This is a genomic window from Pseudoxanthomonas sangjuensis (genome assembly GCF_010211755.1).
Taxonomy (GTDB): Bacteria; Pseudomonadota; Gammaproteobacteria; order Xanthomonadales; family Xanthomonadaceae; genus Pseudoxanthomonas_A; species Pseudoxanthomonas_A sangjuensis.
This window is the reverse complement of record NZ_PDWR01000008.1, coordinates 1-13,087: the sequence shown is the minus strand read 5'-3', so window position 1 is coordinate 13,087 and position 13,087 is coordinate 1. Positions and strand designations below refer to the sequence as shown.

Annotated in this window: 15 protein-coding genes; 8 read left to right on the top strand and 7 right to left on the bottom strand. The window is 71.0% G+C overall.

All coding sequences use genetic code 11. The features are described 5' to 3' along the window. Positions 1-206 precede the first annotated feature (206 nt). From CSC71_RS05645 to gnd, 3 genes are all read right to left on the bottom strand, one after another. A complete protein-coding gene (locus tag CSC71_RS05645) occupies positions 207-608 on the bottom strand; it encodes a hypothetical protein (RefSeq protein ID WP_162373385.1) in 402 nt (133 codons plus the stop codon). Beyond that, complete coding sequence (locus tag CSC71_RS05640) at positions 605-1,132, bottom strand: CcdC protein domain-containing protein (RefSeq protein ID WP_162373384.1); 528 nt, start codon at positions 1,130-1,132, stop codon at positions 605-607. Before CSC71_RS05640 ends, CSC71_RS05645 begins: the two co-directional genes overlap by 4 nt. 99 nt (positions 1,133-1,231) lie before the next feature. Then, positions 1,232-2,137, bottom strand: a complete 906-nt coding sequence (gnd, locus tag CSC71_RS05635) for a phosphogluconate dehydrogenase (NAD(+)-dependent, decarboxylating) (RefSeq protein WP_246192018.1) — start codon at positions 2,135-2,137, stop codon at positions 1,232-1,234. 229 nt (positions 2,138-2,366) lie between these two features. Between gnd and CSC71_RS05630 the strand changes: the two genes are divergently transcribed. Continuing rightward, the gene (locus tag CSC71_RS05630) at positions 2,367-2,996 is read left to right on the top strand and encodes a restriction endonuclease (RefSeq protein ID WP_162373382.1); all 630 of its coding nucleotides are present in this window, start codon (positions 2,367-2,369) and stop codon (positions 2,994-2,996) included. Between the two features lie 52 nt (positions 2,997-3,048). On the opposite strand, the gene CSC71_RS05625 is transcribed toward CSC71_RS05630, so the two are convergent. Together CSC71_RS05625 and CSC71_RS05620 are read right to left on the bottom strand one after the other, a co-directional pair. Continuing rightward, positions 3,049-3,246, bottom strand: coding sequence for a hypothetical protein (locus CSC71_RS05625; protein ID WP_162373381.1), 198 nt, complete (start codon positions 3,244-3,246; stop codon positions 3,049-3,051). 116 nt (positions 3,247-3,362) lie between these two features. Continuing rightward, complete coding sequence (locus CSC71_RS05620) at positions 3,363-3,830, bottom strand: DUF1203 domain-containing protein (RefSeq protein WP_162373380.1); 468 nt, start codon at positions 3,828-3,830, stop codon at positions 3,363-3,365. Between the two features lie 222 nt (positions 3,831-4,052). On the opposite strand from CSC71_RS05620, the gene CSC71_RS05615 reads away from it, so the two are divergent. From CSC71_RS05615 to CSC71_RS05585, 7 genes are all read left to right on the top strand, one after another. Further along, positions 4,053-4,766 (top strand): FadR/GntR family transcriptional regulator, encoded by a 714-nt coding sequence (locus CSC71_RS05615; RefSeq protein ID WP_246192016.1) that lies wholly within the window; start codon positions 4,053-4,055, stop codon positions 4,764-4,766. A gap of 2 nt (positions 4,767-4,768) precedes the next feature. Further along, positions 4,769-5,704 (top strand): 2-dehydro-3-deoxygalactonokinase, encoded by a 936-nt coding sequence (locus CSC71_RS05610; RefSeq protein ID WP_162373378.1) that lies wholly within the window; start codon positions 4,769-4,771, stop codon positions 5,702-5,704. Continuing rightward, positions 5,701-6,336, top strand: a complete 636-nt coding sequence (locus CSC71_RS05605) for a 2-dehydro-3-deoxy-6-phosphogalactonate aldolase (protein WP_162373377.1) — start codon at positions 5,701-5,703, stop codon at positions 6,334-6,336. The genes CSC71_RS05610 and CSC71_RS05605 overlap by 4 nt, the downstream gene beginning before the upstream one ends. Next, positions 6,333-7,481: a galactonate dehydratase gene (gene dgoD, locus CSC71_RS05600; protein WP_162373376.1), complete on the top strand. Its 1,149-nt coding sequence runs from the start codon at positions 6,333-6,335 to the stop codon at positions 7,479-7,481. The genes CSC71_RS05605 and dgoD overlap by 4 nt, the downstream gene beginning before the upstream one ends. 94 nt (positions 7,482-7,575) lie before the next feature. Next, positions 7,576-8,481, top strand: a complete 906-nt coding sequence (locus CSC71_RS05595; RefSeq protein ID WP_211367889.1) for an SMP-30/gluconolactonase/LRE family protein — start codon at positions 7,576-7,578, stop codon at positions 8,479-8,481. Positions 8,482-8,517: 36 nt separating this feature from the next. Further along, complete coding sequence (locus CSC71_RS05590) at positions 8,518-10,077, top strand: sodium:solute symporter family transporter (protein ID WP_162373374.1); 1,560 nt, start codon at positions 8,518-8,520, stop codon at positions 10,075-10,077. Positions 10,078-10,436: 359 nt separating this feature from the next. Beyond that, positions 10,437-10,934 carry a hypothetical protein gene (locus CSC71_RS05585; RefSeq protein ID WP_162373373.1) on the top strand — a complete coding sequence of 166 codons (498 nt, stop codon included), beginning with the start codon at positions 10,437-10,439 and terminating at the stop codon, positions 10,932-10,934. A 44-nt stretch (positions 10,935-10,978) separates the two neighbouring features. On the opposite strand, the gene CSC71_RS05580 is transcribed toward CSC71_RS05585, so the two are convergent. Next, on the bottom strand, positions 10,979-12,244 hold the full coding sequence (locus CSC71_RS05580; protein WP_162373372.1) for a ferredoxin reductase family protein: 1,266 nt from the start codon (positions 12,242-12,244) through the stop codon (positions 10,979-10,981). Positions 12,245-12,342: 98 nt separating this feature from the next. Beyond that, a complete protein-coding gene (locus CSC71_RS05575) occupies positions 12,343-12,513 on the bottom strand; it encodes a hypothetical protein (RefSeq protein WP_162373371.1) in 171 nt (56 codons plus the stop codon). Positions 12,514-13,087: the final 574 nt, after the last annotated feature.

Here is a 13,087-nt window from a genome sequence, read left to right as displayed (position 1 = left end):
TGGCTCCGTCGAGTAATGGTTGTAATGGAACGTGCGCCAACGTCGCACGACGCCACGGTGCTAGCCTTCCCCTGAATCGCCTTTGCGGCACGACCTGAACGTGCACGTGGGCTTAACCACGGCGCGCGCGATCCGGATTAGCCGCCGGTTAACGACGGATGACGGGTGGGTGAGACCGGGATTCGAAGCGTGAGGCGGCGATGAAATCAGCCGTGTTTTTCGCGTTCCACGGCGGCCGGCGACGACGCCGGCTTCGCCCAACGGCGACTGAACGCCAGCCACGCGGCGACCACGCCGCTCCATGCGCCGACCGCTTCGCAGACCACGCGCGCGCCGAGCGACTCGGGGTCGTGGATGCCCTGCAGCGCGAGCCGCGCGTACAGCGGCGACTCGAGCTTCATCAGGCCGAGGTAGAACAGGTTCCAGGCGTCGACGCCGGCCGCGAACGCGCTGGCGCTGAACAACGCCCAGCCCAGCGCGCGCGCGTCGGAAAAACGGAACGCGCGCGACAGGCCGCGCCACAGCAGGTAGGTCAGCATGCCGACGGCGAAGGCGATCAGCCCCGCCTCGACCACGCCGAGCAGGCCGAAGTGCAGCGCCAGGTTCATGCGCCGGCCTTGGTTGCCGGCGCGGCGGCGGCCAGCGCCCGCATGCGCACCAGCAGGCCGATGTTGTAGACCAGCGAATACGCCAGCAACGCGGCCGCCATCGACATCGTCAGCGGGCTGGCCTGCTGCATGCCCTGCGCCGCGCCGCCGGCGAATGCGCCATGGGTCCAGCGCCACGCCAGTCGCGCGACCAGCAACGCGGTGAGCGCGCCGCCGATCCACGGGTTCGGCGTGTAGAAACCGCCGCCATCGACCCATTCGGCATGGGTATGGCGCAACGACAGCAAGCCCAGCGCCACGCCGGCTGCCGCGCCCAGGCCGATGCCCACGGCGACGTGCGGCACGAACGCCGCCGCCAGGCAGACGAAGGCGCTGGCCACCGCCACCAGCACCAACCGCGCGACGGTGCGCGCGTGCCGCCACGGCTGGCGGCCGAAATTGCGGCGGATGCGCCGGTAGAACACCCACGCGATCCCGGCCATGGCCAGATAGGGGGCGATCGGGGCGAAAGCGGGTGCGGGCATGGCGGTTCTCCTCGGCAAGACCGTTACTTTAACCGCCACCCGCGGCGGCGGGCTTCGATCCCCGCGGCGCCGGGCTCGCCCGGCGCAGGGCGCGGCCCGTCAGCCGGCCTTGACCTTGTGCCCGCCGAACTCGTTGCGCATCGCCGCCAGCAGCTTGTCGGCATAGGAATCGCCGTCGCGCGAGCGCAACCGCTGCAGCAGCGACAGGGTGATCCCCGGCGCCGGCACGTCGAGGTCGACCGCCTCGGCCACGGTCCAGCGGCCTTCGCCGGAATCCTCGACATAGGGCGCGATGCCATCCATCCGCGGGTTCTTCTTCAGCGCGTCGGCGGTCAGGTCGAGCAGCCACGAGCGCACCACGCTGCCGTCGCGCCAGATCTGCGCGACCTGGTGCAGGTCCAGGCCGAACTCGGCCTTGCGCTGCAGGATCGCGAAGCCTTCGGCGTAGGCCTGCATCATTCCGTACTCGATGCCGTTGTGGATCATCTTGCAGAAATGGCCGGCGCCGACCGGGCCGACCCGGCCCCAGCCGCTGTCCGGGCTAGGCGCCAGCGCGGCGAAGATCGGCGCCAGCCGCGCGGTCACCGCTTCGTCGCCGCCGATCATCAGGCTGTAGCCCTCGCTCAGCCCCCAGACGCCGCCGCTGGTGCCGCAGTCGAGGAAGTGGATGCCAGCCTCGGCCAGCCACGCGGCGCGGCGCCGGCTGTCCTTGTAGTTGGAATTGCCGCCGTCGACGATGCTGTCGTCCGCCGCCAGCAGCGGCAACAGGGCTTCGAGGGTTTTGTCGACGATCTCGCCCGCCGGCACCATCAGCCACAGCGCGCGGGGTGCGGCCAGCGCGGCGACCAGTTCCTGCAACGAAGCCACCGCCTCGATGCCCTGCGCGGCCGCATGCGTGCGCGCCTCGGCGCCGGGGTCGTAGCCGACCACGCGATGCCCGGCGCGGACCAGCCGCTGCGCCATGTTCGCGCCCATCCTGCCCAAGCCCACCATGCCCAGTTCCATGCGCCGCTCCTGCTTTTCCGGTTCGTAGAGACGCATAGGGTCGCATGCCGGCCCCTGCCTGGCAGCAGCCGGATGCCGGTCCCCGCGACCGCCAGCGGCGGGTTTCGGGTCAACTGCTGACCCTGAGGGTCAGGTTGACAGGCCGCGGCGGGCCGCTTCCCGCCGCCTGTTGCCGTGGCACGCTTCTTGCTGCGTTACCTCCCATGGATGCCCTCAGGTACGGACCGCCATGGGAAACACGAACAACGGCCACAAGATCCGGAACGGAAAACCCGATTCCCCGCAACTGACCCGCGCCGGGCGCAGGCCGCTGGAGCTGGCCGTCGCCGACTATTACCGCCGGCAGGGCTATTCGGTGGTCCAGTCGCCCGACGACGGCCGCGAGCGCGACCTCGACGGCATCGACCTGCTGCTGCGGCAGGACGAGAAGTTCTTCGTGGTCGCCTGCCGCGACCGCCTGCAGCCGCTGTTCCACCACGAGATCCAGGCGCTGCAGCGGCGGCTGCCGCGGCTCGGCGCCGGCATGCTGATCATCGTCACGCCGGGCACGTTCGACGCGCACGCGCGCGAAATCGCCGACCGCTCCTCGCACCTGCAACTGGTCGACGGCCGGCTGCTGCACGTGCTGCTCGGCGATGCGCGCATGGAGGCGCTGGAGCGCGAACTGGGCGCCGCGCGGGCGGCGTATCAGTTGCCGATGGCCGCCGGCGCCGACGACCTGCCGAAGCGCAGGCTCGCGCCCGGCCTGGCCGTCGCCTCGTTCCTGCTGCTGGCGCTGGTGCTGCTGCTGGGCTGGCTGGCGTTGCGCCATCCCGCGCCGGCCGTGGACGAAGGCGGAAGCCCCGGCGCCACCCGCTGACCGCCCGCGCCCGGGTCGGGTCGGCGCATCGCCGGGATGCCGTGCCGGCGCGTCATTCGCGCACGATGGTCACGTAGGCGCCGCTGCCCATCACCTGGAAGGTGTCGTTGTCGACGCGCCGCACCGGCGTGCCGTCGTCGAGCCGGTAGACGAGCGTGGCGCCGTTGGCCGGCGGCTGCAGCTCTTCGAGGCTCTGCATCACCCGGCACCGGTTGCCCGCCTCGTCCTGCGCATAGAAGACCTGGGTCATCGTGGTCCCCTCTTCTTCGGTCGTCGCGTGACGCCAGCCTATCTCCCATCTGTCATGCCGCCGTAAACGAAACGGGAAATCGGCGTTAACCGCCGCGGCCGGCGCGGGCCGGCGGTTCAGGCACGGTCCACGCGCGCGGCATAGCAGCCGTATTTGGCGTAATGCGCATGCAGGTAGGCGGCGCGCGGGTTCTCGAACAGGCGCTCGGCCAGCGCCGCGATGCCGTCGCCGCTGGCCAGGTCGGCGTCGATCAGCAGGTGGTGGCGATCGAAAGCGCGCAGGGCGACGACGCGGCGGCGCAGGACTTCCGGCACTTCGTCGCGGAAATCGGCGGCGCGTTCGGCGCCTTCGCGCACGTAGATGGCGTGGCTGGAGCGGTACGGGGTGTCGGCCGGCTGGTGGGTGTAGTTCAGCAGCAGCACGCTTTCGCCGGGCGCGGCGTCGCGCAGCTCGATGCGTTCGGGATAGCCGTTGGCCGCATCGACGACGACGCGGATGGCGCCGTGCGCCTTCAGTTCTTCGTCGCCGAGGCCGAACAGGTGGCGGAACGGTTCCGGCGACAGGCCGGTGATGCGGAAGGACATGACGGACTCCGGAATATCGAATCGATGCGCATCGTCGCGCGGGCCGGCGGCGGCGGATATCCGGATCTTGCGGGCGCGCCGTTGCGGCGCGGGCCTGCGCGGCGCCCGCTTTTATATTGTCTGACTATATGTTCTGATACCCGCCGAAAGGCCGGGCACGCGCCCGGTCACGGGCCGGAACCGGGTGCGCGGTGCGCGCGGGCGCGACGGCGGAGGGATGCAGTGAGGACCAGCGCGGCACGCAACCTGCCCGACCACGTGGTGCAGCAGCTCGGGCGCCAGATCGTCGACGGCCGGCTGCGGCCGGGCGCCGCGCTGCCGCGCGAAGAAGCGCTGGCGCAGGACATGGCGGTCAGCCGCACCGTGCTGCGCGAAGGCCTGAAGCTGCTCGCGGCGAAGGGACTGATCGAATCGCGGCAGAAGACCGGTACGCGCGTGCGCGACAGCCGCCACTGGAACCAGCTCGATCCCGACGTCCTGGCCTGGCGCTGCGCGGCGATGCCGACCGCGGACTTCGTCGAGAAGCTGGTGGAGATGCGCGCGATCATCGAGCCCGCCGCCGCCGCCGCCGCCGCCCGGCGCCGCGACGCCATGCAGCTGGCGCAACTGAAGGCCGCCTACCAGGCGATGGCCGATGCCGCCGACCTCGACGCCTGGGCGCGCGCCGACCTCGAATTCCACCAGCGCGTGCTGGAGGCGGCCAACAACGAGCTGATGACCTCGCTGTTCGCGGTCATCGACACCGCGCTGGCCGCGTATTTCCGGCTTTCGGCGCGCAGCGCGGTCGACTTCAAGTATTCGCTGCCGCAGCACTTCGCGGTCTACGACGCGATCCGCCGGCGGCGCGCGAACGCCGCCGGCGCGGCGATGCTGGCGCTGGGCGAGGACTCGCGCGGCAACCTGCGCCGCCGCTTCCGCGACGGCAAGGCGCGCTGAAGATGGCCGCGCTGATCGCCCTCGACTGGGGAACCAGCAGCCTGCGCGGCTACCTGCTCGCCGGCGACGGATCGATCCTCGAGACCCGGCGGCAACCGTGGGGCCTGCGCAACCTGCCCGAAGGCGGCTTCGCCGCGGCGCTGGCCGGCATCAGCCGCGGCTGGCCGCGGTTGCCGCGCATCGCCGCCGGCATGGTCGGCGCGCGCGGCGGCTGGCGCGAGATGCCCTACCTCGCCACGCCGACCGGCGTGGCGCGGCTGGCGCGCGCGCTCGGCGAAATCGTCGCCGCCGATGGCGCGCCGCTGCGGCTGGTGCCCGGCCTGCGCGATCCACGGGGCCCCGACGTGATGCGCGGCGAAGAGACCCAGGTACTCGGCGCCGTCGCGCGCGACCCGGCGCTGGCCGCCCGCGCGACCCTGGTATTGCCCGGCACCCACAGCAAGTGGGTCGAGGTGCGCGACGGCGAAGTGCGCGGCTTCCGCACCGCGATGACCGGCGAGCTGTACGCGCTGCTGCTGCGGCATTCGATCCTCGGCGCCGATACCGGCGGCGACCGCGATGCCGGCGACGAACCGGCCTTCGTCGACGGAGTCCGCACCGCGCGCGACAGCGGCGCGGCCGGCGCGCTGACCCGGATCTTCGCCGCGCGCGCGCGGCTGCTGGACGGCAGCCTTGCCGCGCGCGCGGTGCCGGCCTGGCTGTCCGGCCTGCTGGTCGGCGAGGAGATCCGCGGCATGCGCGCGCGGTGCGCGGAGGCCGGCGCAGAGGCGGACGCGCCGGTGCTGGTCGGCGACGTCGCGTTGTGCGCGCGCTACCGGCTTGCGTTGCAGCAGTTCGGGATCGCTTCGCGCACCGCCGCCGCCGATGCCGCCGCGCATGGCCTGTGGCGCATCGCCGCCGACGCCGGCCTGGTTTCCCCCACGGAGCATCCCCGATGAAACCCGATTGGCTGCAGCCCTTGCCGCTGGTCGCGATCCTGCGCGGCCTGACCCCGACGGAAGCGCCGGCGATCGGCGCCGCGCTGTACGACGCCGGCTTCCGCATCCTCGAGGTGCCGCTGAATTCGCCGCAGCCGCTCGACGGCATCGCCGCGCTGGCGCGCGGATTCGGCGAGCGCTGCGTGGTCGGCGCCGGCACCGTGCTGGAACCGGCGCAGGTCGAGGCCGTGGCCGCGGCGGGCGGGCGGTTGATCGTGATGCCGCACACCGACGCCGCGGTGATCGCCGCGGCGAAGCGCGCCGGCCTGCCGTGCGTGCCCGGCGCGGCGACGCCGAGCGAGGCCTTCGCCGCACTGCGCGCCGGCGCCGATGCGCTGAAGCTGTTCCCCGCCGAACAACTCGGCCCGTCCGTGTTGAAAGCCTGGCGCAGCGTGCTGCCGGCCGGCACCGCCGTGCTGCCGGTCGGCGGCATCACCCCGCAGCGCATCGCCGACTACCGCGCCGCCGGCGCCGCCGGCTTCGGCATCGGTTCGGCGCTGTCCGCGCCGGGCCGCGACGCCGCCGACGTCGCCCGCCGCGCGCGCGAATTCGTCGCCACCTGGAACGCCGCCCGAACCGACCCGCAACCATGAAGATCACCGCCATCACCACCTATCTGGTCCCGCCACGCTGGCTGTTCCTGCGCATCGACACCGATGCCGGCATCAGCGGCTGGGGCGAGCCGGTCGTCGAAGGCCGCGCGCACACCGTCGCCGCGGCGGTCGACGAGCTGTCCGACTACCTGCTCGGCAAGGACCCGCGACGGATCGAGGACCACTGGAACGTGCTGTACCGCGCCGGCTTCTACCGCGGCGGGCCGGTGCTGATGAGCGCGCTGGCCGGCCTCGACCAGGCGCTGTGGGACATCCACGGCAAGGCGCTCGGCGTGCCGGTGCACGCACTGCTCGGCGGCAAGGTGCGCGAGCGCATCCGGGTGTATTCGTGGATCGGCGGCGACCGCCCGGCCGATACCGCGCGCGCGGCGAAGGAAGCGGTGGCGCGCGGCTTCACCGCGGTGAAGATGAACGGCACCGAAGAACTGCAGTTCGTCGACAGCCACGCCAAGGTCACCCGCGCGCTGGAGAACGTGCAGGCGGTGCGCGACGCGGTCGGCCCCGACATCGGCCTCGGCGTCGACTTCCACGGCCGCGTGCACAGGCCGATGGCCAAGGTGCTGCTGCACGAACTCCGGCCGTTCGGGCTGATGTTCGTCGAGGAACCGGTGCTGTCCGAACACCTCGAGGCGATCCCGGAGCTGGCCGCGATCTCGGCCGCGCCGATCGCGCTGGGCGAGCGCCTGTACTCGCGCTACGACTTCAAGCGCGTGCTGCAGGCCGGCGGCGTCGACATCATCCAGCCCGACCCCTCGCACGCCGGCGGCATCACCGAGACGCGCAAGATCGCGGCGATGGCCGAGGCCTACGACGTCGCCCTCGCCCTGCACTGCCCGCTCGGCCCGATCGCGCTGGCCGCGAACCTGCAGCTCGACGCGGTCTGCTACAACGCCTTCATCCAGGAACAGAGCCTGGGCATCCACTACAACGCCGCCAACGACCTGCTCGACTACCTCGCCGACCGCGCGCCGTTCGACTACCGCGACGGCTACGTGGCGATGCCGGAAGGCCCGGGGCTGGGCATCGAGATGAACCAGGCCTACGTCGAGGAACGCGCCATCGAGGGCCACCGCTGGCGCAACCCGGTGTGGCGGCATGCCGACGGCAGCGTGGCCGAATGGTGACGGCGATGGGCACGGATCCAAACCGCGCCGGCCATCCCGGCCCCGCCAGCCGCAGGCGCACCGCCCGGGCGTTCGTCGTCGACGGGGGCCGGCGGTGAGCGCCGCGGCCGAAGTCGTACTCGACGCCGGCAACCGGCTCGGCGAAGGCGTGCTGTGGTGCGAACGCGCGCAGGCGCTGTACTGGACCGACATCCACGCGGCGACGCTGTGGCGGCTGCGCCCGGCCGACGGCGCGGTGCGCACCTGGGCGCTGCCGGAGCGGCTGGCTTCGCTCGCGCTGTGCGAGGCCGACGACTGGCTGCTGCTGGCGCTGGCGTCGCGACTGGCGTTCTTCCACCTCGACAGCGGCGAGCTGCGCACGCTGCACGACATCGAGCCCGGCCTCGACACGCGCGCCAACGACGGCGCCTGCGACCGCCAGGGCCGCTTCGTGTTCGGCACGCTGCACGAACCGCGCGACGGCGGCGACAGGCGCGCGGTCGGCGGCTTCTACCGCTTGAATCCCGACCTTGGCCTCGAAGCGCTGCCGCTGCCGAAGGTCGCCATCGCCAACAGCATCGCCTTCAGCCCGGACGGCGCGACGATGTACTTCTGCGATTCGCCGCGCAAGCGCATCGAACGCTGCGCGTATGGCGACGCGATCGGCGCGGCCGAGACCTTCGTCGACCTGTCCGGCCACGCGGGCGAGCCGGACGGCTCGGCGGTCGACGCCGAGGGCGCGCTGTGGAACGCGCAATGGGGCGCGGCGCGCGTGGTGCGCTACCTGGCCGACGGCCGCGAGGACCGGGTGGTCCGCCTCCCCACCCGGCAACCGACCCGGCCCGCGTTCGGCGGCCGCGACCTCGGCACGCTCTACGTCACCAGCGCGCACGACGGCATGGACGCGGCCGCGCGCGAACGCGACCGCCGCGCCGGCGCGCTGTTCGCGCTCGCCGCCGGCGCGCGCGGCCTGCCCGAACCGCGCTTCGCCGGCGATCCCGCCGCCGCGCCCGCCCGCTGAACCCGCGATCCGCCTTCCTTCCGGAGAACCCACGGCATGACCCTGACTCCACTCGACATCGGCATCGTGCTGGCCTACCTGGCCGGCATCTTCGTGCTCGCTCAGCTGGTCTCGCGCGAGAAGGGCGGCCACCGCAAGTCGGCCGAGGACTACTTCCTCGCCAGCCGCGCGCTGCCGTGGTGGGCGATCGGCGCCTCGCTGATCGCCGCCAACATCTCCGCCGAGCAGATCATCGGCATGTCCGGCTCCGGCTACGCCATCGGCCTGGCGATCGCGTCCTACGAATGGATGGCGGCGCTGACCCTGCTGATCGTCGGCAAGTGGTTCCTGCCGATATTCCTGCGCAACGGCATCACCACGATGCCGCAGTTCCTCGAGGAGCGCTACGGCGGCCGCATCCGCACGCTGATGGCGGTGTTCTGGCTGGGCCTGTACGTGTTCGTCAACCTGACCTCGATCCTGTGGCTGGGTTCGATCGCGGTGGCGCAGGTGACCGGCCTGGACCAGCTGCTGGCGCTGGCCCTGCTCGGCGGCTTCGCCCTCGCCTACCAGTTGTACGGCGGGCTGAAGGCGGTGGCGCTGACCGACATCGTGCAGGTCACCCTGCTGGTGCTGGGCGGCCTGCTGGTCACCGGCATCACGCTGGCGAAGATCGGCGACGGCAGCGTCGTCGCCGGCTTCAACGCGCTGTGGGCGCAGCACCCGGGCAAGTTCGAGATGATCCTCGACCGCTCCAACCCGTTCTACAAGGACCTGCCGGGGCTGTCGGTGCTGGTCGGCGGCATGTGGATCGCCAACGTGAGCTACTGGGGCTTCAACCAGTACATCATCCAGCGCGCGCTGGCGGCCCGGGACATCGGCGAGGCGCAGAAGGGCGTGGTGTTCGCCGCGTTCCTGAAACTGCTGATGCCGGTGATCGTGGTGCTGCCGGGCATCGCCGCGGTGGTGCTGGCGCCGAACCTGGCCAAGCCCGACGCCGCCTATCCGACGATGATGGGCCTGCTGCCGCCGGGCGTGCTCGGCCTGGTGTTCGCCGCGCTGGTCGCCGCGGTCGTCGCGTCGCTGGCGTCGAAGATCAATTCGGTGGCGACCATCTTCACCCTCGACTTCTACGCCAAGCGCCGCGCCGACGCATCGCAGGCGACGCTGGTGCGGGTCGGCCGCATCGCCGCGATCTCGGCGATCGCCGTGGCGGTGCTGACCGCCAGACCGCTGCTGGGCGGCTTCGACCAGGGCTTCCAGTACATCCAGGAGTTCACCGGCTTCTTCACCCCCGGCATCGTGGTGATCTTCCTGCTCGGCCTGTTCTGGAAGCGCGCCAACGAGGCCGGCGCGCTGGCCGCGGCGATCGGTTCGTTCGCGCTGTCGATCGTGCTGAAGCTGGCGTGGCCGGCGCTGCCGTTCATGGACCGGATCGGCCTGGTGTTCCTGCTGGCGCTGGCGCTGGCGGTCGTCGTGTCGCTGGCGACGAAGAGCGGCGCCGCGCGCGACCGCATCCGCACCGACGGCGTCCGCTACGCGACGTCGCCGTTCTTCAACGTCGCCAGCCTTGCGGTGATCGCCATCCTCGTCGCGCTGTACGTGACGTTCTGGTAAGCCGGCGCGCGTCGTCGCCGCGGCATCGGGAAGGCCCGCCGCACGGCGGGTTTTCCCTTTGGCCCGGGCCATGCCGCAGCGCGGAACGCGCATTCGCCGGGAAATCCGGCACGGACGCGCCGGCCCGCGCGCGATTCCCGCCGTCACGCCGGCATAACGGCCGCGGGCCTAGAACCTGCCCCGAGATCCCGACCACCCTGGGCGTAGCGCCGAAGGCGCGAAGTCGAAGGGCCGTTCATCCTCGCAAACCGGGTGGTTCGACTTCGCGGAGCGGCGCTCCGCTGCGCCCGATGCGAACGGTTTCCAGTCCCGGGACGGCTTCCAGCGCGGAAGCCTCCCTGCATGCACGGGAGGCGGACATGAAGATCCGGCACGTGTTCTGCGCACCCGACCTGGCCGTCGCCCAGGCCGCCCTCCGGGCCGCACGCCGCGCAGGCGTGGACAACCGCGACCTGCTGCTGGTCGCACGCCCGGACATCGAGCTGCATTCGATCCGCAACGCGCGCAAGGAGGCCGACACCGACATGCTGCCGGCGGCGATGCGCGGCATCGGTTACGGCGCCGCCACCGGCCTGCTGGCCGGGGTGGCGGCGATGCTGGTGTCCACGCCGGGCATCAGCTGGGCCGGCGCCATCGCCGCCATCGTGGTCGGCGCGGCCATCGGCGGCTGGATCGCCGCGCTGGTCGGCGCTTCGGTGCCCGATCCGATCCGCCGCAAGTTCAGCGCGGAAATCGAAGCCGGCAACATCCTGGTGCTGGTCGATGCCGACCGCGAACACATGGAAGCGGCGGGTTTCGCCATCGTCCACGAAGGCGCGCAACTGCTGCCGTTCGAGTCGCACAAGGCGATGGCATGAAAGCGGGCGGGTTTCAACCCGCCTTACGCGCGTTCAAAAAATCGTCATCGGAATTCGGAAAATTCGTGGCGTACGTTTGCACCGGGCACCCCTTTCGCCTGCAGGGTCCGGCTTACCTGCGCCAGCAGGCCGCGCGGGCCGCAGAACGCCACGTCGATCTCGGCCGGAGCCGTTTCCTGGCAGATGCTGCCGATGCGATCGACGAACGCCGGATCCGACGGCCCGCCCGCGACGGGCACCAGTTCCACCCCGCGCTCGCGCGCCATGGACGCCATCACCGGCACTTCCGGGAAATCGCGTCCGGGCGTGTGGAAATAGAACAGCGTGACCTTGTCGAAGCTTCCGGCGCGGGGATCCTGAAGCCAGGCGATGAAGGAGGAGATGCCGACGCCGCCGCCGACCCAGACCTCGCGCCGCGCCTCCTGCCGGCGCAGGAACCGCCCGTGCGGCGCATAGATGTCCGCGCGCATCCCGACGCTCGCGGTGGCGACCAGCTTGCCCGTGAAATCGCCCAGGCTGCGGATCTCGAAGCAGACCCGGCCCTTCCCGCCGCTGCCCGACGCGATGGTGAACGGATGCGGTTCGCGCATGCCCTCCACGTTCATGCGCAGGAAGCCGAACTGGCCGGGCTGGAAATCGATGCCCTTCCGTACCGGCTCCAATTCCAGATGCATCGCCGCCCCGCCGGAGCGCACGCCGACCACCTGGTATTCGGCGTGCGCGGACAGCAGCGGGTACAACAGAAGCTTGTAGAACGCGCCCGCCACCCCCGCTGCCGACAGCGCAGCCAGCCAGATGCCGGCCGCGCTATCCAACGGGATCGGCTGCTTGAAACTGAGCCAGTGCAACGCCACCACCACGAACAGCAGCCCGGACAGCTTGTGCCACCATCGCCACACGCCATAGGGGATGTTGCGATTCAAGGCCAGCAGCACGATGAACATCAGGCCGACGAAGGAGAACTGGCGAAGGAATCGCGGCCAGCCATCCGGCAACGGCAGTATGACGGCAGTCTCCCAGCCCGGCATGCCCGCCTTGAACACCAGGTGGAACGAGGCCAGGCCCAGCGCCCAGACGCCCAGCCATTTGTGCACGACGTAGACGCGGTCGAGGCCGCCGAAAACCGATTCGACGAACTTCCAGCGCGCGCCGAGAACGGCCGCGGACGCCATGAGCGACAACGCCGCCACCCCCGACGCGAGACTCGCCGCCGGCATGCCGATGCGCGTGCCCGCCGGCAGTCCCAGCGCCGTGAGCGCCGTACTGGCCAGAATCAGGAAGGCGACGGTGTAACGCGGCTTGAGGTACATGGCTGCAGAACCCCACTTAGGTAGTAGCGACTTCCAGGCGCCCAGTTGGCAACCTCAGGGCGCCCGACCCGTCCCGGTCGGGCGGGCATTGACCCGTCTTACGCGCGTTTTTCGGCATCCTGTTTCGCCGCCAGGTCCCGCTCTGCCCGGCGAATCTGCTTGCGGACATACAAGTGTATGCCCACCACCAACGCAAACATGACCAGGCTGCCGCCGATGGCCAGCCAACCCACCGGCTCCATCAGGATCTCGCGCAGTACGGGGCTCATTTTCGCCTCCTTTCCGGACGCTACCCGGCTTGATCGGGTAACTCACCAGGGCCGGGCGAATATAGCCACCCGCCATCATCGGCATGCGCGCCTGCCCGTTCGCTTGCTGCCTCAAACAGTCTTCCGGCACCGGCCGGAACACCGATTGGCGCAATCGCCGCATCACCTGCAGCCGCCGCAGTGCGCCAACCCCGCGCGACACCACGGTAATGAACATCACCCCGGAATGCCTTGATCAGAATCAATCCGGCATTTGCCGTCATCCTTGACTGGCAACGGCGCGCCAGCGCACGGAAAACCCCGGAATTTTCCCGCTCGAAACGGGGGACCGGTAGGGCGGGTTTTAACCCGCCTTACGCACATTTTGAGACACGGAAGGGCGGGTCACGACCCGCCGCCACGCCGCGCAGGTTTCGCCTCGCCTTTCGAATCCTTCGCCGCAACCGGGGGTTCACCCCCGTTTTCACGGACACTTACGAGAAGGCCGATCAAGGCCATGAGGAGTGTTCATGTCGAAGCGAAGGAAGTTCAGCACCGAGTTCAAGCGCGGTGCGGTTGAGCAGGCCAGCCAGCC

Coding starts and splice junctions, on each gene's coding strand:
- CSC71_RS05625 (WP_162373381.1), bottom strand. CDS start 3,246: ATGACCCAGGTCTTCTATGCGCAGGACGAGGCGGGCAACCGGTGCCGG.
- CSC71_RS05580 (WP_162373372.1), bottom strand. CDS start 12,244: ATGTACCTCAAGCCGCGTTACACCGTCGCCTTCCTGATTCTGGCCAGT.
- CSC71_RS05645 (WP_162373385.1), bottom strand. CDS start 608: ATGAACCTGGCGCTGCACTTCGGCCTGCTCGGCGTGGTCGAGGCGGGG.
- CSC71_RS05620 (WP_162373380.1), bottom strand. CDS start 3,830: ATGTCCTTCCGCATCACCGGCCTGTCGCCGGAACCGTTCCGCCACCTG.
- CSC71_RS05575 (WP_162373371.1), bottom strand. CDS start 12,513: ATGAGCCCCGTACTGCGCGAGATCCTGATGGAGCCGGTGGGTTGGCTG.
- CSC71_RS05605 (WP_162373377.1), top strand. CDS start 5,701: ATGAAACCCGATTGGCTGCAGCCCTTGCCGCTGGTCGCGATCCTGCGC.
- CSC71_RS05590 (WP_162373374.1), top strand. CDS start 8,518: ATGACCCTGACTCCACTCGACATCGGCATCGTGCTGGCCTACCTGGCC.
- gnd (WP_246192018.1), bottom strand. CDS start 2,137: ATGGAACTGGGCATGGTGGGCTTGGGCAGGATGGGCGCGAACATGGCG.
- CSC71_RS05610 (WP_162373378.1), top strand. CDS start 4,769: ATGGCCGCGCTGATCGCCCTCGACTGGGGAACCAGCAGCCTGCGCGGC.
- CSC71_RS05630 (WP_162373382.1), top strand. CDS start 2,367: ATGGGAAACACGAACAACGGCCACAAGATCCGGAACGGAAAACCCGAT.
- dgoD (WP_162373376.1), top strand. CDS start 6,333: ATGAAGATCACCGCCATCACCACCTATCTGGTCCCGCCACGCTGGCTG.
- CSC71_RS05585 (WP_162373373.1), top strand. CDS start 10,437: ATGAAGATCCGGCACGTGTTCTGCGCACCCGACCTGGCCGTCGCCCAG.
- CSC71_RS05640 (WP_162373384.1), bottom strand. CDS start 1,132: ATGCCCGCACCCGCTTTCGCCCCGATCGCCCCCTATCTGGCCATGGCC.